We start from the raw sequence: 19937 nt of genomic DNA on the forward strand, positions 1-19937 counted from the left end.
CTATCAAGCAGAGCGCTGGCGCTGCCGGCGGAACCAGGCCCAGGTCTCGCGCGTCACGGCCCGGTAACTGCTCCCGCGATACACGATGTGGCCATCGACGATGGCGTTGAGCTTCGGCAGCGCATGGAACGGCACCGTGGGATAGGCGTGGTGCTCGACATGGTAAGGCATATTCCAGGCGAACCACTTCATGATCCGGCCCGTCATCGTGGTGCGCGTGTTCTCGAACGCACTCCGTGTCTGCTCGCAACCGGTATGCTCGGCATAGAGATAGGGGCGCAGGATGAGCTGACCGGCCAATAGCGGCACGATCCACACCCACAGCAGGATCGCACTGTGCAGCGCGAACGATGCCGCGAGCAACAGCAGATAGCCCGCGAGATAGAGCCTCGCCTCCAGCACGATCGAGGCGCGCTTGTGCTCCGGAATCCACGGCACGACCACCTTTCCGGTGAGTGCATGCCAAAACATCAGGCGGATGCGAACCAACACCTGCAGCAGTCCCGAATAGGCGATCGCGAGCTGGGTGTCCGACGCGGGCTTGGGGCCGACGATCAGCTCCGGGTCCTTCTCCGGATCCTGCGTGTGGCGGTGATGGTCCCAGTGGAACAGGCAGTAGTACTGATAGGGCAGGCCGATCATGAAGGCGGACAGATTGCCGACGACAAGATTGAGCGCTGGACTGCGGAACGCCGTCTTGTGCGCGGTCTCATGCACCACCATGAACAGGAACGCGACGAAGTAACCCTGCACCGCAATCAGCGGCAGCGCCCATGGCAGACCGTAGCGCGATGAGACCAGAGAGATCAGCGCGCCGACGATGACGATCATCCCGTAATGGCTTGCCGCGCGCAGCGCGCCGGCAAGGTTCGACTTGGTCGACAAATCGCGCAAGGTCAGCGGGCTGAGCGGCTTCAGGCGGGGTCCGGCGTCACTGGTCTCTGCGGTGCTCATGGTCGTCTCACCTGTCAGCGTTGCAGCAGCGCCGAGATTTCGGCGTTGATGAAGGCGCGGTCTTCGGCGTTGTTAGCGGGATTGCCGGCCCGGTGCCCGTGGATCGACGGAATTGCGTGCAGCGCGGCCGAGCGCGCGTTGACCAGGCGGCCGAGTTCAGCCTCGTTGTCGCGCGGGTCGAAATAGCGATCGGTACGCCCCGGCATCAGCAGGACATGCGCCTTGATCGCGGCCAGCGCCCGGTCGAAGTCGCCGCCGAATTGATCGCAACGGCTGATATCGCCGGCCTGCCAGATCGCGATCTGCGCCATCAGATCATTCGCATCGCGCCGCGCGAAGGCACCGTCCCAGGATCCCGCGAGGTAGTCTTCCAGCGAGTTGAAGCCGGCCTCGCGCCAGACTTCCTCGCGATAGAACTCATGCGACATTGCCCAGCCGGCGTAGACGCGCCCCATCGCACGAAGACCCGCCTCGGGCTTGGCGACGAAGCGGCCATCCCGGTAGGCCGGGTCGGCGGTCAGCGCGGCCTTCACACCTTCGAGGAACACATGATTATACGGCGAGCACCGCGCGCTGCCGCAGACCACGGCTGCGCGCTCGACCATGTCGGGATACCGCGCGGCCCAGTGATAGGCCTGCATGCCGCCCATCGACCAGCCATAGACCAGCGCGAGCTTTGTCACGCCGAACCGCTCAACCAGCAGCCGCCGCTGGATCGCGACCGCGTCATGATAGGTGAAGGCAGGAAACGGCGCGCCGCCGAGCAGCTCGACCGAATTCGACGGCGAGGACGACAGACCGTTGCCGAACAGATTCGCGATGACGATGAAGTAGCGCCCGGGATCGAGCGCGCCGCCCAGCTGCACCAGCCATTCGATGTCGGTGTGCTGTGCGGCAAACGACGTCGGATAGAGGATGACGTTGTCCCGCGCCGCATTCAGCGTGCCATAGGTCTTGTAGGCGAGCCTCAGTTGCGGAAACACGGCGCCGCCCTGCAGCGTCACATCACCTGCCTCGAACACCTCATAGTCGCGCGGCGTGGTCATCAGCTTTCGACCTCGAGCAGCCGGGCGCAACGCTGCGCCCTCAATAACTGTACTAATAGTACACTAAATGTGGAACCCTGGCAATAGCGGCGAAGTGGAATGACACCGGGCCGATCCATTCAAAATCGGTATGGATCAATAGCCGTTTCGGCTTGGACCCATTGTCGTCATCTCTCTAGGACAGACCTCGAGGAAATTTTCGAGGAGGCGCTAATGAGCGCAATTGTGTCCGCCGCAGACACGCGGCGATCCCGCGTCCGGCTCTTGATCGTGACGATGCTGTTTCTCGTCACCACCGTGAACTATGCCGATCGCGCCACGCTCTCGATCGCCGGCCCCGCCCTTTCCAAGGAACTGCATCTCGATCCCGTCGCGATGGGCTACGTGTTCTCGGCGTTCGGCTGGTCCTATGTGGTCGCCCAGGTGCCGTGCGGCTGGTTGCTCGACCGCTTCGGCTCCAAATGGGTCTATGCGATCGGCATCATCGTCTGGTCGATCTTCACCGCGATGCAGGGCCTGGTCGGGTTCCTGTCCGCCGGCGCGGCCGTGATCCTGCTGTTCGCCCTGCGCTTCCTGGTCGGCATCGCCGAGGCGCCGTCATTCCCGGCCAATGCCCGCATCGTCGCCTCCTGGTTCCCCGGCAATGAACGCGGCACCGCCTCGGCCTTCTTCAATTCGGGGCAGTATTTCGCCACCGTGATCTTCGCGCCGCTGATGGGCTGGATCGCCCATGAGTATGGCTGGCGCCATGTGTTCTACGTGATGGGTGCGCTCGGCATCGTCATGGGCATTGCCTGGATCAAGACCATCTACGAGCCCAAGGAACACCCCGCGATCAACGAGGCCGAGTTCGACTACATCAAGCAGGGTGGCGCGCTGGTCGACATGGACGCGACGAAGGCCGGCAAGACTCAGGACAGCGGCCCCAGCTGGGACCACATCCGCCAGTTGCTCGCCAACCGCATGATGCTCGGCGTCTATATCGGCCAATACTGCATCAACACGCTGACCTATTTCTTCCTGACCTGGTTCCCGGTCTATCTGGTGAGGGAGCGCGGGCTCTCGATCCTGCAGGCCGGCTTCGTCGCGACCTTGCCGGCGCTGTGCGGCTTTATCGGCGGCGTGCTCGGCGGCGTGATCTCGGACTACATCCTGCGCCGCACCGGCTCGCTGACCATGGCGCGCAAGATCCCGATCGTCGGCGGCATGCTGCTGTCGATGTCGATCATCGCCTGCAACTATGTCGACGGCCAGGCGCTGGTGGTCGGCTTCATGGCGCTTGCCTTCTTCGGCAAGGGCATCGGCGCGCTCGGCTGGGCGGTCGTCTCCGACACTTCGCCGAAGGAAGCCGGCGGCGTTTCCGGCGGTCTGTTCAACACCTTCGGCAACCTGTCTTCGATCACGACGCCGATCATCATCGGCTATATCCTGGCCGCCACCGGTTCGTTCAACGGCGCGCTGGTGTTCGTCGGTGCCAACGCGCTGGTCGCGGCGATCGCCTATCTGTTCATCGTCGGTGAGATCAAGCGGGTGCAGCTCAAGGCGGCGTGAACGCGCTTCACCTCTCCCCGCCCTTCCGCGGGGAGAGGTCGAAATTCGCACAGCGAATTTCGGGTGAGGGGCGAAGCAACACGTCTCCGCAGAGACAGTCCCTCCGACTCGTTCGGATCGCGCGTGCACATCGAGGCGGCCGTTGCGCAGAGAGAGCCCCTCACCCCAACCCTCTCCCCGTAAGAACGGGGAGAGGGAGCAGAAAACCAAACGGCGGCTGCGGCCGCCGTCTTTGTCTGCTTTTTTGTCTTCTTGTTTGTCTTCTTGGCCAGTGGGAGGCATCGATGCTAGAACGTACAAATCCCCGCGCGATCAATTCCGGGCTTGCATCGATGTTCGACCTGAGCCAGCTCCGCTGCTTTGTCACGGTGGCCGAAGAATTGCACTTCGGCCGCGCCGCGGCGCGACTCAACATGACGCAACCGCCGCTGAGCCGGCAGATCCAGGTGCTCGAACACATCATCGACGCGCCGCTGCTGGAACGCACCAGCCGCTCGGTGCGGCTGACGCCGGCGGGACGCAGTTTCCTGCCCGAGGCGCGGCGCATCCTCAAGCTCGCGGAATCGGCCTCGCAGGTTGCCCGCCGCATCGCGCTCGGCAAGACCGGCTCGCTCAAGATCGGCTTCACTGCCGCGGCCGCCTACGGCTTCCTGCCCGACTTGATCGCGGCCTGCCGCTCACGCCTGCCCGAGGTCGATTTTTCGCTGAAGGAGATGGTCTCCGGCGATCAGTTCGAGGCGCTCACCACCGGGCAGATCGATGCCGGCCTGCTACGTCCGCCGATCGCGCGGCCGGAATTCGCCAGCCGGCGCGTCGTGGCCGAGCCGCTGCTCGCCGCGATCCCGAAGAAGCATCCGCTGGCCGCGGCCGAGACCGTCAGCATCAAGGATTTCGACGACCAGCCCTTCGTGATGTATTCGCCCTATGAGGCGCGCTACTTCCATGATCTGCTGGTGTCGATGTTCACGCGCGCCGACGTGCTGCCGCGCTATGTGCAGCATCTCAGCCAGATCCACTCGATCCTCGCCATGGTGCGCGCCGGGCTTGGCGTCGCGATCGTGCCGGAAGCGGCCGCGAGCCTGAAGATCGCGGACGTCAAGCTGAAGCCGCTGAAGCTGCGATCACCCGTGCCGGTCGAGCTGTTCATGGTGTGGCGGCGCGACCACGAGAACCAGTTGCTGCCGTCATTGATCGAGATCGCGACCGAAATCGCAGCGCCGCATCTGCGCGGCGATTGATGCAGAGTTAGCATCGCTCGATACCGCGTTTGGCTTGGACGCGCATCGAACCATTCCCTAGAAATTCCGCCATGGACGCGCGCTGCTCGCGCATCCCGTTCCCAGATACATTCAAGGAGTGGCGCCATGAGCAAGATGACCCCTCAGGAGATGGCCGCTAGAATCGGTGGCGGCCTCCTGTCCTTCCCCGTGACCCCGTTCAACGCGGATTATTCGTTCGACGAGGCGACCTATCGCGCCAACATGGACTGGCTGTGCGGCTATGACGTCGCCGGCCTGTTCGCCGCCGGCGGCACTGGCGAGTTCTTCTCGCTGACGCCGAGTGAAGTTCCCCACGTCGTGAAGATCGCGGTCGACGAGACCAAGGGTCGCGTTCCCGTGCTGGCCGGCACCGGCTACGGCACCGCGATTGCGCGCGAGATCGCTGTCGGCGCCGAGAAGGCCGGCGCCGACGGCCTGCTCTTGCTGCCGCCCTATCTCACGCATGCCGAGCAGGACGGCCTCGCCGCCCATGTCGAGGCGGTGTGCGCATCGGTCAAGATCGGCGTCATCGTTTACAACCGCGACAATGCGATCCTGCAGCCCGATACGCTGGCGCGCCTCTGCGAGCGCTGCCCGAACCTCGTCGGCTACAAGGACGGCATCGGCGATATCGAGCTGATGACCCGCGTCTACACCCGGCTCGGCGATCGCCTGACCTATATCGGCGGCCTGCCGACCGCGGAGACCTTCGCCCTGCCCTATCTCGACATGGGCGTGACCACCTATTCGTCGGCGGTGTTCAACTTCGTGCCGGAATTCGCCACCAATTTCTATGCCGCGGTGCGCCGGCGCGATCATCAGACCATCCATGCAGGCCTGAAGGATTTCATCCTGCCGCTGATCGCGATACGCAACCGCAAGAAGGGTTATGCGGTGTCGATCATCAAGGCCGGCATGAAGGTGATTGGCCGCTACTCCGGCCCGGTGCGGCCGCCGCTGACCGATCTTACCGAGCAGGAGATCGCCGAGCTCGCGGCGCTGGTCGCCAAGCTGCCGCAGGCCGCCGCGCAGCAGGCGGCAGAATAAGCCGAACGGCCAGGACAACAGCAAAGCACGAAGGGAGGAGCAAATGATCCAGGACACGATCCGCACCGGCTTTGCCGGCGCACCTGTTGTCACGGCGATGGAGGTGATCCCGGTCGCCGGCCGCGACGGCATGCTCCTCAATCTGAGCGGCGCGCATGCGCCGTTCTTCACCCGCAACCTCGTTATCCTCACCGACAACTCCGGCCACACCGGCGTCGGCGAGGTGCCGGGCGGCGAGAAGATCAAGAAGACGCTTGAGGACGCCCGCGACCTCGTCGTCGGCCAGACCATCGGCGCCTGTAACAACATCCTGGCCTCGATGCGCCAGGCCTTCGCAGATCGTGACGCTGGCGGCCGCGGCAAGCAGACGTTTGACCTCCGCGTCACCATCCATGCTGTGACCGCGGTGGAATCCGCGCTGCTCGATCTGCTCGGTCAGCATCTCAATCTCCCGGTCGCAGCGCTGCTTGGCGAAGGCCAGCAGCGCGCCAGCGTCGAGACGCTCGGCTATCTCTTCTTTGTCGGCGATCGCAGGAAGACCAACCTTCCTTACGTCGAGGGCGAGACCGGCAAGCCCGACTGGTTCAATCTGCGCCACCAGGTGGCGATGACGCCGGATGCGATCGTGCGGCTCGCCGAGGCGACGCAGGCGCATTACGGCTTTGCCGATTTCAAGCTCAAGGGCGGCGTGCTCAGGGGCGAAGCGGAGATCGAGGCCGTCACCGCCATTGCAAAACGCTTTCCGAAGGCGCGCGTCACGCTCGACCCGAACGGCGCCTGGTCACTCGACGAGGCGATCCGGCTATGCAGCAACATGCATGGCGTGCTCGCCTATGCCGAAGACCCCTGCGGCGCGGAGGCCGGCTTCTCCGGCCGCGAGATCATGGCCGAGTTCCGCCGCGCCACCGGGCTGCCGACCGCGACCAACATGATCGCGACCGACTGGCGCCAGCTCTCGCACGCACTGCGGCTCGGCGCAGTCGACATTCCGCTCGCCGATCCGCATTTCTGGACCATGCAGGGCTCGGTGCGGGTGGCGCAGACCTGCCGCGACAACGGCCTGACCTGGGGCTCGCACTCCAACAACCATTTCGATATTTCGCTGGCGATGTTCACCCATGTCGGCGCCGCCGCGCCGGGCAAGGTGACCGCGATCGATACCCACTGGATCTGGCAGGACGGCCAGGCGTTGACGCGCCAGCCGCTGCAGATCAAGGGCGGCAAGATCGCAATCCCGGATCGGCCGGGCCTCGGCATCGAGCTCGATCGCGGTGCCATCGAGGCCGCGAACGCGCTATACAGGCAGCATGGTCTCGGCGCCCGCGACGACGCGCTGGCCATGCAGTTCCTGATCCAGGGGTGGACCTTCGACGACAAGCGTCCCTGCCTCGTGCGCTAAACAAGAAAGGTTGGAAACATGACCGCTCACCAGAAGAACTTCATCGCCGGCGAATGGGTCGACGGAACAGGCATCACGCGGGACATCAACCCCTCCAACACCGGCGATGTCGTCGGCGAATACGCCAAGGCCGACAAGGCGCAGACCGAAAAGGCGATCGCCGCGGCGAAGGCCGCCTTCCCGGCCTGGGCGCGCTCGACGCCGCAGGAACGCTTCGACGCGCTGACCAGGATCTCGGTGGAAATCCTCTCCCGCAAGGAAGAGCTCGGCCGCCTGCTCGCCCGCGAGGAGGGCAAGACGCTGCCGGAAGGCATCGGCGAGGTGGCGCGCGCCGGACAGATCTTTGCGTTCTTTGCCGGCGAGGCGCTGCGGCTGATGGGCGAGAAAGGCGCATCGGTGCGCCCTGGCCTCGACGTCGAGATCACCCGCGAGCCGGTCGGCGTCGTCGGCATGATCACGCCGTGGAACTTCCCGATCGCGATCCCGGCATGGAAGATCGCGCCGGCGCTCTGCTACGGCAACACGGTGGTGTTCAAGCCGGCCGAGCTGGTGCCGGGCTCCGCCCATGCACTGTCCGAGATCATCGCGCGTTCCGGCATTCCGGCGGGGGTCTTCAACCTCGTGGTCGGCTCGGGCTCGGTGGTCGGCCAGACCCTGCTCGATCATCCCGACGTCGCCGCGATCTCGTTCACCGGCTCGGTTCAGACCGGCCGCAAGATCGCGCAGGCCTGCGTGCTCTCCAACCCCATGAAGAAGTTCCAGCTCGAGATGGGCGGCAAGAACCCGCTGGTCGTGCTCGACGACGCCGACGTGAAGGTCGCGGTCGAGGTCGCCGTCAACGGCGCCTATTTCTCGACCGGCCAGCGCTGCACGGCGTCCTCGCGCCTGATCGTCACCGCGGGAATTCACGACCGCTTCGTCGCCGCGATGACCGAGCGCATGAAGGGACTTTCGGTGGACGACGCGCTGAAGAGCGGCGTGCATGTCGGCCCGGTCGTCGACCAGAGCCAGCTCGACCAAGATCTGCGCTACATCAAGATCGGTCAGGATGAAGGCGCCCGCCTGCACTGGGGCGGCGAATTGTTGAACCGCGAGACGCCCGGCTTCTATCTGCAGCCGGCGCTGTTCACCGAGGCGACCAACCAGATGCGCATCGCCCGCGAGGAGATCTTTGGTCCGGTCGCCTGCGTGATCCGCGCCAAGGATTATGAAGAGGCGCTGGCGATCTCCAACGACACCGAGTTCGGCCTTGCCTCGGGCATCTGCACGTCAAGCCTGAAATACGCCTCGCACTACAAGCGCAACAGCGAGGCCGGCATGGTCATGGTCAACCTGCCGACCGCCGGCGTCGACTATCACGTCCCGTTCGGCGGCCGCAAAGGCTCGAGCTACGGCGCACGCGAACAGGGCGCCTATGCCCGCGAGTTCTACACCACGGTGAAGACAGCTTACACGTTCCCGGGCTGAAGCAGTTGGAACAGAGTGCAGCCTCGTAAGACGCTGCGCCCCTCTCCCGCTTGCGGGGGAGGGTTGGGGTGGAGGCTCTCTCCACGAATCATACTGTGGAGAGAGCCCCCACCCGCATCGCATCTTCGATGCGATGCGACCTCCCCCGCAAGCGGGAGAGGTAAAGCAAAGTCAGGAGAAGCTACATGGACCAGTCGATCGGCGCGCAGGAGCAGCCCCGCTACATCAAGCTCAACGAGCGCGACAATGTCGCGATCGTCGTGAATGATTTCGGCCTGCCCGCCGGCTCCCGCTTCGCCTCGGGCCTGACGCTGCGTGCTTTCGTGCCGCAGGGCCACAAGACCGCGCTCGAAGACATCGCCGAGGGCGCGCCGATCGTGCGCTATGGCGAGGTGATCGGCACGGCGCTGTCACCGATCCTGGCCGGTGAGTGGGTCGACGAGGCACGCATCCGCATGCCTGAGGCCCCGCCGCTCGATCAGCTCGAGATCGCGACCGCGGTGCCGCCCGCGCTGCCGCCGCTCGAAGGCTTCACCTTCGAGGGCTATCGCAATCCCGACGGCTCGGTCGGCACCAAGAACATCCTCGGCATCTCCTCCTCCGTGCAATGCGTCAAGGGCACAATGGAATATGCCGTGAAGCGCATCCGCGCCGAGCTCTTGCCGAAATATCCCAACGTCGACGACGTCGTGCCACTGACGCATGCCTATGGCTGCGGCGTCGCGATCACCGCACCCGACGCCGTGGTGCCGATCCGCACGCTGCAGAATCTCGCGCTCAATCCGAATTTCGGCGGCGAGATCCTCGTCGTCGGGCTCGGCTGCGAGAAGCTCGCGCCGGAACGGCTGGTGCCGGAGGGCGTCGGCGATGCCATCGTGCGGATGCAGGACGAAGCGTTTGACGGCTTCGGCGCCATCGTCGACGCCATCATGACCCAGGCCGAGGCCCGGCTGAAGGTGCTCAACGCCCGCAAGCGCGAGACCTGCCCGGCCGCCGATCTCGTGATCGGCCTGCAATGCGGCGGCAGCGACGCGTTCTCCGGCGTGACCGCGAACCCCGCGGTGGGCTTTGCCGCCGACCTGCTGGTTCGCGCCGGCGCGACCGTGATGTTCTCGGAAGTGACCGAGGTGCGCGACGCGATCCAGCTGCTGACCCGCCGCGCCGTCAACGAGGATGTCGGCCGCGCGCTGATCCGCGAGATGGAATGGTACGACGCTTATCTTGCCCGCGGCGGCGCCGACCGCAGCGCCAACACCACGCCGGGCAACAAGAAGGGCGGTCTCGCCAACATCGTCGAAAAGTCGCTCGGCTCGATCGTCAAGTCCGGCTCCGGCCCGATCGCGGGCGTGCTGTCGCCGGGCGAGAAGGCGCGGCAGAAGGGCATGCTGTTTGCCGCGACGCCGGCGAGCGACTTCATCTGCGGCACGCTGCAGCTCGCCTCCGGCATGACCTTGCAGGTGTTCACCACCGGCCGCGGCACGCCCTATGGCCTGGCAGCAGCCCCGGTCATCAAGGTCGCGACCCGCAGCGAGCTGGCACGGCGCTGGAAGGACCTGATCGATTTCGACGCCGGCTGCATCGCCACCGGCGAGAAGACAATCGAGGAAACCGGCTGGGACCTGTTCCGCCTGATCCTCGACGTCGCGAGCGGGCGCACCAAGCCGTGGTCGGACCGCTGGGGCATCCACAACGATCTGACGCTGTTCAACCCGGCGCCGGTGACCTGAGCATCCGCGGCTCCTTAACCACCCGTTAGCCACGTCCTGATCGGCCGGGGAACGTCGCAATTCGATTCAAATTGTCTGGGCATGGAGACACACATGACCCGGACCATCAATGATCTCAGAGATCAGGCCGACCGCGCCGAGCGGCTGGCACGCACCGGCATGGACTCGTTGACGGCCGAGCGCCTGCGTGCCTACGCGGAGGAATGTCGCAGCCAGATCGCAGCCGCCGAGCGGGAGAGGCAATCGGGGGCATCACCAGCGGCATAGATGTCCGAGGTTCGCCGCCACACGCTCATCAATATTTCTCGAGTCCTCGCACTTCCCTGGCGGCGACCTTGATCAGCGGCTTGACCGCCTGTTCCTCTCGGCCAAGCACAACGCCCGAGGCAAAGGCGCTGGCCCGCTCCTTCCGATGCGGGGCCTTCAGCGCCGCATCGACCGCCAGCTTGCGGTGCGCGACAAAATCGTTGAGCGAGCCGAGCGCATCCTGGACCCGCTTCAGGTGCCTGGACAGCCGCGCGAGTTGCCTGCGCTCACCCTTGCGCGAAAACAGGCTTTCGAAGAAATCGATCGCGTATCTGAGCTTCTTGGCCTTGATGCGCACCTTGTGCCGCTGCTGGGCCGACAGCTCGTCGAGACGCCGGCCATCCTTGCGCAGCTTCCTGATGCGGCGGTGCAGCAGCGCGGCCGCGAATTCCTCGATCGGACCGCCTTCGTCCTCCGCGGCAATGGTCTGCTTTGCCTCGATCCATTGCAACGTGTCGATCAGCATGGACCGATAGCGCCGCGAATTGACCGCCTGCCGCGCGCCGGCAAAGGCGCGGTCGCGGCGGTCGGAGAATTCCTGCCGGATCGCTTTGCCGCCTCGCCGCAGCAGCGCGTCATGCGATGCAGGCTCGATATCTTCCTTGACGAATACATCAAGCTCGCGCGCCGGTGCGAGCGCGCTGGTGAGCCACTTCAGCTGCGTCTTGATCTCTTCCGTCGGGGCTACGATGAGGATCTTCGAGAACAGCGAGATCGCGGCGCGCAGCCGCCGCAACCCGACCCGCATTTGGTGAATGCCTTCCGCCTCGCCCTCGCGGACGGCCTCGGCATTCGACGAGAAATGACGAAGCGCGGCGCGCGCGATCACCCGGAACGCCGCGCCGGCGGTAAGTCCGGCGTCGAGCACGATGCTCCCGGCGGAAACGACGACGTGCTCCTCGCCATCGGCAAGTTCATAGCCGTGTTCGGCTTTCGAGCGCAGATCGAGCTCCGCCGCCGCCTTCCGCTCCAGCGCCCTTGCGACCCGGAACAGGTCGAGCGGGCGGCCGCTCTTGAGTTCGAGTTCGACCTCGTCGATTCGGCGCGAACGGTGCCCGGCCGTGGTGTAGCCGCGATCGATCGCGAGTTCGATCTCGCTGCGTTTGGTCCGCAGCGGCACGGTGATACGCCGCACCGACGTCTCGAATACCGGTTTCAGCTTGCGACGCAGCCTGCCGGACGCGAGCTTTTCGAGCGGCGTGCCTTCAGCCTTGTCGAGGTTGAGGTTTCCGTCCGCTAGGTCAGTCTCCCATTCGCCCCGTTCAAACTGCGGACCCGCTCCCGACTTGATAGTCTGAACATAGTTGCCGCCATCCCGCCGCACGCGCAACGTCAGTCCGTGCCGCTTGAGCTTGTGCTTCGCGGTGTCGAAATAAGTCGAGACGAGATCGCTCTCGGATGGTGCACCGCTCTTGCTGCCGGCGACCCGCGGTTTCTTCAGTCCCTTGAGCTTGCGCGCGGGAACGTGGAATTTGAGCTCCGTCTCGGCCGCCATCGTCGCTCCATGCCTGGGGCACCAAGCAAACGTCCGCCGTGACGAGGTCAGCGACGGACGTTCATGCTCACACAAGATCGCCTGAGTTGGCGTCAATCGTCGTCGTTATGGATGACGGTCTTGCTGCGATTGCCGAATTCGTCCCGCTTCTTGATGACCGTGGTCCGGTCATGGCGCGGCTCACGCTCCCTGATTACCGTGGTGCGATCACGATCGCGATCGCGATATTCGGGTGCCCGACCAACCGTTACGCCTGCGCCGACGGGACCTGCGCGGACACCGATATCATCGGCGAACACAGGCGATGCGATCGCGGTCACCATGGCCGCGGTTAGCAGATACGTCCTCATGCCGTCTCTCCTCCTCCAGTTGCGACGTGAAGGAGGAACGTCGAGTGCGACGCACCGTTCCTGTATCGACCGTGCTGCAATTGCTCACGCTCAGTTGCGAAATATCGCGCCGGGAACTCGCTGAACAGGCATTCATCTGTGTGGCGAAATACCCATGTTCCACGCGTTGAATAGCCTGAATTGATGTCCCACGTCCTTAACTAATAGGAGGACGTTCCATGAAACAGTCACAGCACTTCCGCGACAATGCGGAGAACTGCGCGCAACTTGCCGAGCGTGCCGACGACGGGCCGACCTACAATCGCTTCAAGCGAATGGAAGCGGCTTGGCGCGCGCTGGCAAAGGAACAGGACTGGCTCGACGGCGAGACCTCGCCATCGGAAAATGCAGCCTAGATCCGGGCCAGCCGTGGCGGCAAATGCGACGTCGCCACGGCCCCGCGGCCTATTCGGCGCTGCGTTGCCGCTGCCAGCGCAACAGATAGGCCTGCAGCCGCCAGATGATCGCCGACAGCACCACACCGACCAGCATCAGCACCACGACAGCAACCATCATGCCCGAGGCCTCGCCGCGCGCCTCCGATTCGATGATGAGGCGACCGATGCCGCGCTCGGCGCCGATGAACTCGCCGACGATCACGCCGATCAGCGCGAAGGAGATCGCAGGCGTCAGCGAAGCGAACACCCAGGCCATCGTCGAGGGGATCACCACCGTCCGGGTGATCTGCCATTCGCTGGCGCCGAGCAGCCGCGCGGCGTTGGTGAAGCCTTCGTCGATCGAGCGCGCGCCCTCGAAAGTGTTGAAGAACACCAGGAACACGACGACGATCCAGGACGTCACGATCTTCGACATGTCGCCGATCCCGAATGCCAGCACGATGATCGGCGCCAGCGCGATCCGCGGGATCGAATTCACGGCGGTGATGAAGGGCTGAAAGATCGCGCTCAGCCGATCGGATCGTCCCAGGATCAGTCCGGCGACGAAGCCGCTGACCACGCCGGTGACGAAGCCGAAGAAGGTATTCTTCAGGGTGATGGCGGTCGCGGCCCAGAGGTTGTTCTCGTTGCGCGCCAGGCACTTTCCGAAGTCGCCATTGAACCAGCCGTTGAAGGCGCCGAGCTTCGAGGTCAGGCAGCTCTGGATCAGGAAGTTGTCGAAGATCATCGACGGCTTCGAGATGAAGTAGGGATCGAGCAGGTCGGGCACCAGCCAGGGCAGTTTGGTGCGGAGGTCGTAGCCCCATTGCCAGACCGACAGCACGACGGCGCAGATCAGGACCTGCCAGCCGACCGTGCCGAGCGTGCCGTACCTCTTCATGTGCTGCGGCCCCTGACGAATTCCTCGCCCAGCGAATGCCAGATGTGCTGGAACAGCTCGGCATAATGCGGGGTTTCGCGCACCTTCACCGCATCGCGCGGGCGGTCGAAATCGACCTCGAACATGTCCTTGATCCGGCCCGGCCGCGCCGAGAACAGGATGATGCGGTCGGCCAATGTCAACGCCTCGCCGAGATCGTGGGTCACGAACAGCACGGTCTGCTGCTCGCGCTCCCAGATCCGGAGCAGCACCTCGTGCATGTCGATCTTGGTGTGGGTGTCGAGCGCGCCGAACGGCTCGTCCATCAGGAGGATCTGCGGCTCGACGATCAGCGTCCGCATCAGCGCCGCGCGCTGGCGCATGCCACCCGACAGCGCCGACGGATAGGCGTTCTCGAATCCCTTCAGGCCGGCTTGCGCGACGCATTCGGCGATGCGCTCCTTCCGTTCGTGAGCCGGCACGCCTGATAGCTCCAGCCCGTAGCCGATATTGTCGCCGACGGTTCGCCACGGAAACAGCGTGTCCCGCTGGAAGACGTAGCCGACGTTGGGCGTCGCCTTGCCGGCGACGACGCGCTTGCCGTCGATCAGGATCTCGCCGCCGGTCGGGCGGATCAGCGAGGCGATCATGTTGAGCACGGTGCTCTTGCCGGAGCCCGACGGCCCGAGCAGCGCGACGAACTCGCCGCGGCGGACGTCGAAGGTCACGTCGCGCACGGCCTCGATCGTGGTTTTGGCGAGCTGGAACGACTTGCTCAGGCCCTTGACCTCGACGCGGCGATCGGCCGCGGCGCGCGGCGATACGGTTGCGCTTGTCTCGAGCGCGCTCAACCCGGATAGGCCTTTCGCGCCGCTTCGATCAGGTTGGAATTGACCACGTCGGCGATCTTGAGCGGCTTGATGCCGGTCATCTCGCGGAACCAGACTTTCTCGCCGCGCGCGAAGCTCGCGGCGTCGATCGAGCCCTCATAGTCCGCGACCTTCTGGATCGACGTGATCTCCAGCAGATTGGCCTCGCGCGAGGTGCTGCCGACATAGGGCTCGATGGCGTCGTAGACCTCCGTCGGCTTGTGGGTCTTGATCCACTGCGACGCCCGCCACAGCGCGGTGACGTAGGCCTGCATCTTGGCCGGGTCCTTGTCGATGGTGGCTTGCAGCGTGAAATGCGCGGTCACCGGCACCTTGCCGCCGATATGCTTGTTCCAGATCGCCTCATCGGTGCCGTCGAACAGCAATTCGCCCCAGCCCTGCTGCTGCGCCTCGTTCAACAGCGACAGCGAGCTGACGAGGATATCGACCTGCTTCGACTTCAGCGATCCCAGCATGGTGTCGACATTGCCGGTGCCGATCCAGGTCACCTTGTCGTCGAGCCCCATGGTTTCCATGTAGTAGGACGACCAGACGTGGTTGGTGCCGCCGAGCGAGGAGACCGAGACGATCGGCTTGCGGCCGTCGGGCCGCTTCCATTGCGTGAACGCCTCCAGCGAGTTGATGCCCTGGTCCTTCAGATCCTTGCGCAAGATGAACATCACCGAATTCGACCGGGTGTCGACCGGCAACAGCACGCGCGCGGCGCGGCCGTGATTGGTCAGCTGCATCGGATGGGTGACGTCGCCGATACCGATATCGCCCTGCGACGAGGCGATGATTTCGCGGGTCTTCACGCCGCTGCCGCCCTGCACCAGCTTGCAGTCGAGCCCGGCCTCCTTGAAGTAGCCGATACGGTCGGCGACGAATTGCGTCTGATAGACCGGCACTGCGACCGGATAGATCGCGCGGCCCGCGGCCGCCTGCCCCCACGCACGCCCGGTCGCCAGCGCGGCGCCGCCGGCGGCGATCACCGTCAGCGCCGATCGCCTTGAAATGTGGGGCGTGGTGAGGCGCGCCATCACGCGTGCTCCTTCGCCGAGATCCTGTCGAGTGCGCCGAGCACTGCATCGCCCATCTGCACGGTCGACAGCTTTTTCGCCCCGGCTTCGGCGATATCGGCCGTGCGCGCGCCGGAGGCCAGCGCGGTCTGCACCGCCTTCTCGAGCAGGTCGGCATCCTCGGGCCGGTTCAGCGTCAGGCGCAGCAGCATCGCGACGCTGAGGATCGAACCGAGCGGATTGGCGATGCCCTTGCCCGCGATGTCGGGCGCGCTGCCATGCACCGGCTCATAGAGCGCCTTGCGTCGGCCGAAGCGATCGACCGGGCCGAGCGAGGCCGACGGCAGCATGCCGAGCGAGCCCGAAGCCATCGCCGCGCAGTCCGAAAGGATGTCGCCGAAGATGTTGCCGGTCACCATGACGTCGAACTGCCGCGGCTCGCGCACGATCTGCATCGCGGCGTTATCGACATAGAGATGTGTCAGCTCGACATCGGAGAACTCCTCCTTGTGCAGCTTGATCACCTCCTCGCGCCACACCACGCTGGTCTCCAGCACATTGGCCTTGTCGACCGAGCAGACCTTGTTACGCCGGGTCCGCGCCAGTTCGAAGGCCGAGCGCGCCACGCGGCGGATCTGGTTCGTGGTGTATTGCTCGGTGTTGAAGCCGCGGCGCTGGCCGTCGGGCAGCGTCTCGATGCCGCGCGGCTCGCCGAAATAGATGCCGCTGGTCAATTCGCGGATGATGACGAAATCGACGCCGTCGAGCACCCCGGCCTTGAGCGGCGCGGAGGCCGACAGTGCCGGGCTCGCCACGATCGGTCGCAGATTGGCATAAAGATCGTATTTGCTGCGCAGGCCCAGCAGACTGCCGGCCTTGCGTGCTGCGGCCGGCACTTCGGTGGTCTCCGGCCCGCCGGTCGCACCCCACAGGATCGCATCGGCCTCGTCCATCGCCTCGGCGGTGTCCTCGGGCAGCACCTTGCCGGTCGCCAGATACGGGATCAGGCCGTATTGCGCCTCGCGCAGCGTCATCGGCACGTTACGCTTCGCCGCGAACCAGTCGAGCACGCGACGCGACTGCGCGGTGACCTCGGGGCCGATGCCCTCGCCGCCGACGACGGCGACCTTGACCATGTTGGATTGCGTGCTCATGCCGGTGTCCTTGAAGCGGGTGTCGTTGTCGAATGAATCCATGGCCGCGCCGCGCGGTCGGAGGCCTGGAAGGCGTGGATCTCGTCATCGCGCTGCAGCGTCAGCGCCACCTCGTCGAGCCCCTTCAATAGCCCCTCGCGCCGCCGCGGATCGATCTCGAACGAATGCCGCGCGCCTGACGGCGAGACGATGGTCTGGGCCTCGAGGTCGATCGAGACCTTGCCCGCGCCCTGCGTCGCCTCGATGTCGACGGCAAGCTGATCGACCACCGCCTTGTCGACGATGACGGGGAGGATTCCGTTCTGGAAGCAGTTGGCGAAGAAGATGTCGCCGAATCCGGAACCGATGATGGCGCGGATGCCGCGCTCCTGCAGCGACCACACCGCGCCCTCGCGCGAGGAGCCGCAGCCGAAATTCGGCCCGGTCACCAGGATCTCCGCCTCGCGATACGGCTCGCGGTTCAGGATGAACTCCGGATTCTCCGAGCCGTCGGGCAGATAGCGCAGCGAGCCGAACGCCCATTTACCGAGCGTGCCGCGGATCGAATTGCCGACCAGCCGCTCGATGCGGATGATGACGTCGGTATCGATATTGCCGCGCATGATCGGCGCGGCGGTTGCGGTGAGCTTGTCGAACGGTTTTGGCATGCTCTAGCGTCCCATCATCCTGACATCGGCGATCGCGCCGGCAATGGCGGATGCTGCGGCGCTCGCGGGGCTCGCCAGATGCGTCCGCGCGCGCGGCCCCTGCCGGCCGACGAAATTGCGGTTCGAGGTCGAAACCGAGCGCTGCCCGGGCGCCACCACCTCGCCATTGGCGGCAAGGCACATCGAGCAGCCCGGCTCGCGCCACTCGAAGCCGGCGTCGATGAAGATCTTGTCGAGCCCTTCGGCGACCGCCTCGCGCTTGACGTTCTCCGAACCCGGCACAACCCAGGCGCGGACCCCGGCCGCGACCTTGCGGCCGCGCGCAACCTCGGCCGCGGCGCGCAGATCGCTGAGCCGGCTGTTGGTGCAGGAGCCGATGAACACCCAATCGACCGGCGTGCCCGCGATCGGCGCCCCGCCTTCCAGGCCCATATACTCGAGCGCCGTCTCGATCGCGGCGCGCCGCAAGGGATCGTCGACCGCCTTCGGATCGGGAATCACGCCATCGACGCCGACGACGTGCTCGGGGCTGATGCCCCAGGTCACCTGCGGGATGATCTTCTCGACATCGATCACGACCTCGCGGTCGAACACCGCGTCGGGATCGCTCGGCAGCTCGCGCCACGCTTTCACCGCGAGATCCCACATCGCGCCTTGCGGCGCATAGGGACGGCCGCGCAGGAATTCGAACGTCTTCTCGTCCGGCGCCACCATGCCCATCTTGGCGCCGAGCTCGATCGAGAGGTTGCAGATCGTGAGCCGGCCCTCGATCGGCAGCGCGCGGATCGCACTGCCGGCATATTCGACCGCATATCCAGTGCCGCCGGCGGCGCCGATATGGCCGATCAGCGCCAGAATCATGTCCTTGGCGGTGACGCCGAGCGGCAGCTTGCCCTCGAAGCGCGCGCGCATCGTCTTCGGGCGGCGCTGGATCAGCGCCTGCGTCGCCAGCACATGGGTTAGCTCGCTCGATCCGATGCCGAAGGCGAGCGCCCCCAAGCCGCCATGGGTGCAGGTGTGGCTGTCGCCGCAGACGATGGTCGCGCCCGGCAGGCTCAAGCCGAGTTCCGGACCGATGACGTGGACGATGCCCTGGCCGGGCTGATCGACGTCGAACAGGGTTATGCCGCTCGCCGAGGTCTCAACCCGCAGCGCAGCCAGCAATTCCAGTCCGATCTTGCTGGTTCCGGCGCGGCCCGGCGCCGTGGACAGCGCGTGATCCGGCGTTGCAAAGGTCAGTTCGGGATTGTGGACCTTGAGGCCCCGGCTCTTCAGATCGAGCAGGCCGCGCGAGCCGCCGAGATCGTGCAGCAGATGGCGGTCGATATGAAGGAGGTCTGTGTCTTCGCTGAGGCGAGCAATGACATGCTGGTCCCAGATCTTCTCGAGCAAACTTCGGCCGGGCATCCGCCTTCCCCTGCTCTGTGCGTTTCCATGCGGCTTGATCTTATTGACGCCAATCTGGGCCAAAGTTGTCGTCAAGTGAAGCAGTTTTGCCCTAACATCACATATGTGATGGAGGTGCGGTACTTGACCCGCCGAGGAGCCAGCCATGCCGAATCCGAATAAGACGGCCATCGTCAAATCGGCCATGCGGACGTTTGCGGTTCTGGAGTTCTTTCGGAAAACAAAGCGGGCTGCTTCCGTGACCGAAATATCGTCCGCGTTGGAGATGCCGCAATCGAGCACGTCCGTGTTGCTTCGATGTCTCGTTGAATTGAACTACCTGGAATACGAGCGAAAGACCCGGCTCTTCATCCCGAGCTACCGGGTCAATTTGCTAGGTGACTGGATCCGTCGTTCCCCGTTCCGTGATACCAAGCTCACCGATCTGATGGAGGAACTCTGGACCGCGACGGGCGGCGAAACCGTCATGCTCGGACAACAGGCCGGCGCCGCCGGGATGCAATATCTGCACGTTGTCCCCGGCGGCTCTCAGCTTCAGTACACAGCACAAGCCGGTCAAATACGACCGATGGTGCGGACCGCGCTCGGACACGTGCTGCTGAGCCAAATGCCGAACACCAAAATTCGCGGCATTATCCGGCGCAACAATGCCGAGGAGCCGAGTCAGTCGGCGCGCGTTCGCGAATCCGCCTTTCTCGAGGAGGTCGAGCGCATTCGCCGCCGCGGCTTTTCCGAGACAGGCGGCCGCACGACGCCAGGCGCAAACACAATAGGCATGCTCGTTCCCCTGCCGAAGCGACGCGCTCCGCTCGCCATCGGCATTGGCGGCCCGATCGAACGCATCGCGGCAAAGCGCGCGCAGATCATTGAAGTCATGCAGAACCGGCTGAAACAACTGGCAGATGAAGCCGGGCCAAAATTCGTTTGAGAAAAGACCTCTCGGG

19 protein-coding genes are annotated in these 19937 nt (G+C 65.0%); 9 read left to right on the top strand and 10 right to left on the bottom strand.

The features are described from left to right. Nucleotides 1–3: 3 nt before the first annotated feature. Together I6F38_RS00590 and I6F38_RS00595 are read right to left on the bottom strand one after the other, a co-directional pair. Nucleotides 4–954 (bottom strand): fatty acid desaturase, encoded by a 951-nt coding sequence (locus I6F38_RS00590; protein ID WP_225158639.1) that lies wholly within the window; start codon nt 952–954, stop codon nt 4–6. 14 nt (nt 955–968) lie between these two features. After that, a complete protein-coding gene (locus I6F38_RS00595; protein ID WP_225158640.1) occupies nt 969–2000 on the bottom strand; it encodes an alpha/beta fold hydrolase in 1032 nt (343 codons plus the stop codon). A 213-nt stretch (nt 2001–2213) separates the two neighbouring features. Between I6F38_RS00595 and I6F38_RS00600 the strand changes: the two genes are divergently transcribed. The 7 genes from I6F38_RS00600 to I6F38_RS00630 all read left to right on the top strand — a co-directional run bounded on the left by I6F38_RS00600 (nt 2214) and on the right by I6F38_RS00630 (nt 10717). Next, a complete protein-coding gene (locus tag I6F38_RS00600) occupies nt 2214–3551 on the top strand; it encodes an MFS transporter (protein WP_225158641.1) in 1338 nt (445 codons plus the stop codon). Between the two features lie 332 nt (nt 3552–3883). Beyond that, the gene (locus I6F38_RS00605; RefSeq protein WP_076826064.1) at nt 3884–4789 is read left to right on the top strand and encodes a LysR substrate-binding domain-containing protein; all 906 of its coding nucleotides are present in this window, start codon (nt 3884–3886) and stop codon (nt 4787–4789) included. Nucleotides 4790–4915: 126 nt separating this feature from the next. Beyond that, entirely contained in the window at nt 4916–5857 is a 942-nt protein-coding gene (gene kdgD / locus I6F38_RS00610) for a 5-dehydro-4-deoxyglucarate dehydratase (protein ID WP_225158642.1), read from the top strand. Nucleotides 5858–5900: 43 nt separating this feature from the next. Further along, on the top strand, nt 5901–7256 hold the full coding sequence (gene gudD / locus I6F38_RS00615) for a glucarate dehydratase (protein WP_225158643.1): 1356 nt from the start codon (nt 5901–5903) through the stop codon (nt 7254–7256). Nucleotides 7257–7274: 18 nt separating this feature from the next. Continuing rightward, nucleotides 7275–8723 carry an aldehyde dehydrogenase family protein gene (locus I6F38_RS00620; RefSeq protein ID WP_225158644.1) on the top strand — a complete coding sequence of 483 codons (1449 nt, stop codon included), beginning with the start codon at nt 7275–7277 and terminating at the stop codon, nt 8721–8723. 185 nt (nt 8724–8908) lie between these two features. Then, complete coding sequence (gene garD / locus I6F38_RS00625) at nt 8909–10450, top strand: galactarate dehydratase (protein ID WP_225158645.1); 1542 nt, start codon at nt 8909–8911, stop codon at nt 10448–10450. Between the two features lie 93 nt (nt 10451–10543). Further along, on the top strand, nt 10544–10717 hold the full coding sequence (locus tag I6F38_RS00630; protein ID WP_225158646.1) for a hypothetical protein: 174 nt from the start codon (nt 10544–10546) through the stop codon (nt 10715–10717). A 28-nt stretch (nt 10718–10745) separates the two neighbouring features. Here I6F38_RS00630 and I6F38_RS00635 read toward each other — a convergent pair whose 3' ends face one another. Further along, nucleotides 10746–12251, bottom strand: coding sequence for a CYTH and CHAD domain-containing protein (locus tag I6F38_RS00635; RefSeq protein ID WP_225158647.1), 1506 nt, complete (start codon nt 12249–12251; stop codon nt 10746–10748). A gap of 92 nt (nt 12252–12343) precedes the next feature. After that, a complete protein-coding gene (locus I6F38_RS00640; RefSeq protein ID WP_057016905.1) occupies nt 12344–12601 on the bottom strand; it encodes a hypothetical protein in 258 nt (85 codons plus the stop codon). Between the two features lie 218 nt (nt 12602–12819). Between I6F38_RS00640 and I6F38_RS00645 the strand changes: the two genes are divergently transcribed. Further along, nucleotides 12820–12996, top strand: a complete 177-nt coding sequence (locus I6F38_RS00645; RefSeq protein WP_168857282.1) for a hypothetical protein — start codon at nt 12820–12822, stop codon at nt 12994–12996. A 49-nt stretch (nt 12997–13045) separates the two neighbouring features. Here I6F38_RS00645 and I6F38_RS00650 read toward each other — a convergent pair whose 3' ends face one another. Genes I6F38_RS00650 through leuC form a run of 6 tightly spaced genes read right to left on the bottom strand, consistent with a single transcriptional unit; the run spans nt 13046 to nt 18993 of the window. Continuing rightward, a complete protein-coding gene (locus I6F38_RS00650) occupies nt 13046–13918 on the bottom strand; it encodes an ABC transporter permease (protein ID WP_225158648.1) in 873 nt (290 codons plus the stop codon). Continuing rightward, a complete protein-coding gene (locus I6F38_RS00655; RefSeq protein ID WP_225158649.1) occupies nt 13915–14748 on the bottom strand; it encodes an ABC transporter ATP-binding protein in 834 nt (277 codons plus the stop codon). Before I6F38_RS00655 ends, I6F38_RS00650 begins: the two co-directional genes overlap by 4 nt. Further along, a complete protein-coding gene (locus I6F38_RS00660) occupies nt 14745–15806 on the bottom strand; it encodes an ABC transporter substrate-binding protein (protein WP_225158650.1) in 1062 nt (353 codons plus the stop codon). The genes I6F38_RS00655 and I6F38_RS00660 overlap by 4 nt, the downstream gene beginning before the upstream one ends. Then, complete coding sequence (leuB, locus tag I6F38_RS00665) at nt 15806–16939, bottom strand: 3-isopropylmalate dehydrogenase (RefSeq protein ID WP_225158830.1); 1134 nt, start codon at nt 16937–16939, stop codon at nt 15806–15808. The genes I6F38_RS00660 and leuB overlap by 1 nt, the downstream gene beginning before the upstream one ends. After that, entirely contained in the window at nt 16936–17586 is a 651-nt protein-coding gene (gene leuD, locus I6F38_RS00670) for a 3-isopropylmalate dehydratase small subunit (protein WP_225158651.1), read from the bottom strand. Before leuD ends, leuB begins: the two co-directional genes overlap by 4 nt. A gap of 3 nt (nt 17587–17589) precedes the next feature. Continuing rightward, on the bottom strand, nt 17590–18993 hold the full coding sequence (gene leuC, locus I6F38_RS00675; RefSeq protein ID WP_225158652.1) for a 3-isopropylmalate dehydratase large subunit: 1404 nt from the start codon (nt 18991–18993) through the stop codon (nt 17590–17592). 145 nt (nt 18994–19138) lie between these two features. On the opposite strand from leuC, the gene I6F38_RS00680 reads away from it, so the two are divergent. Then, nucleotides 19139–19921 carry a helix-turn-helix domain-containing protein gene (locus tag I6F38_RS00680; protein ID WP_225158653.1) on the top strand — a complete coding sequence of 261 codons (783 nt, stop codon included), beginning with the start codon at nt 19139–19141 and terminating at the stop codon, nt 19919–19921. The last annotated feature ends 16 nt before the right edge of the window (nt 19922–19937 follow it).

The sequence above is a fragment of the Bradyrhizobium sp. BRP56 genome (assembly GCF_020194035.1).
GTDB classification, from domain to species: domain Bacteria; phylum Pseudomonadota; class Alphaproteobacteria; order Rhizobiales; family Xanthobacteraceae; genus Bradyrhizobium; species Bradyrhizobium australafricanum.